Source organism: Mycobacterium sp. 852002-40037_SCH5390672 (assembly GCF_001665875.1).
In the GTDB taxonomy this organism is placed as follows: domain Bacteria; phylum Actinomycetota; class Actinomycetes; order Mycobacteriales; family Mycobacteriaceae; genus Mycobacterium.
This window is the reverse complement of sequence record NZ_LZTA01000105.1, coordinates 1-1,149: the sequence shown is the minus strand read 5'-3', so window position 1 is coordinate 1,149 and position 1,149 is coordinate 1. Positions and strand designations below refer to the sequence as shown.

Genomic DNA, 1,149 nt, shown 5'->3' with positions numbered 1-1,149 from the left:
GTGCCGATCTCGACGATCTCGTTCGGGACCAAGGGCGGCGAGATCGAGATGGACGGGCAGCGGGTCGCCGTCCCGGTGTCGACCGACCAGATGAAGATGGTCGCCAAGCTGTCCGGCGGGCAGTCTTACACCGCCACCAACCTCGGCGAGCTCGAAAAGAGCTACAACGCCATCGAGAACGAGATCGGCTACCGTACGGTGCCAGGGCCGGGCAGCTCCGGGTGGCTGCGCCTCGGCGTATTGACCGCCCTGATCGCGACGGCGCTGGCATTGTTGATCAACCGCCGCCTGCCCAGCTGAGGACTCAGGCGGGCAGCCTGCGGTTCAGCAGGAGACCGGCCAGGATGGCGCCGGCCATGACGAAGGCGCCGAGCAGCATCCAGGCCAGGCTCGCGTCGCCCTTCACGGTTTCGTAGCCGATCTGGCGCTGCAGCGTCGAGTACACGTTCTTCAGGGAATCCAGGCTGTCGGCGTGGAACGACTGGCCGTCGGTGATCTCGCAGATCTTCTGCAGGGTCTGGTCGTCCACCGGAACCGGGATGGTGGCGCCCTCGTAGTCCACCGTGCCGTACGGGGTGCCGAACGAGATGGTCGAGATCTGCACGCCCTCGGCCTTGGCGGCCCGGGCCGCGGTGAACGCCCCCTGCGGGGCATTGGGGTCCAGCGGCACGTTCTCGGCGCCGTCGGACTCCAGCACGATCCGCGCCGGCGGTGGGCCGTCGCCGCCGCCCATCACGGTGGCGCCGATCGCGTGCAGGGCGGTGAAGATGGCCTGGCCGGTGGCCGTGCTGTCGGCGAAATCCAGCTTCTTGAGCGCGTCGATAGTCGCCTGGTGTTGCGGGGTCGGCGGCACCAGCAGATAGGGCGTGCCGGCGAACCCGACCAGCCCGAGGTTGATGCCGGGCGTGAGCTGGCCGGCGAACTGGGTGGCTGCCTGTGCGGCGGCCTTGAGCCGGTTGGGTTCGACGTCGGTGGCCCGCATGGACTGCGACATGTCGATCACCAGCATGATGACGGCGCGATTGCGCGGGATGCGCATGTCGTGGGTGGGGGTGGCCAGCGCGATGGTCAACAGCACCAGGGAGAGCAGCGACACCGCGATCGGGAGGTGCCGCCACGGCGACTGCGGCACGGGGGTGTCGGTGTAGC

Annotated in this window: 1 protein-coding gene and 1 pseudogene; one reads left to right on the top strand and one right to left on the bottom strand. The window is 68.8% G+C overall.

All coding sequences use genetic code 11. The annotated features are described in order from the left end of the window. Nucleotides 1-300 (top strand): annotated as a pseudogene (locus tag A5782_RS20185) (hypothetical protein); the annotation flags it as partial. Between the two features lie 4 nt (nt 301-304). On the opposite strand, the gene A5782_RS20180 reads toward A5782_RS20185, so the two are convergent. Continuing rightward, a partial coding sequence (locus A5782_RS20180; RefSeq protein WP_067103869.1) for a VWA domain-containing protein occupies nt 305-1,149 on the bottom strand: 845 nt, incomplete at its 5' end.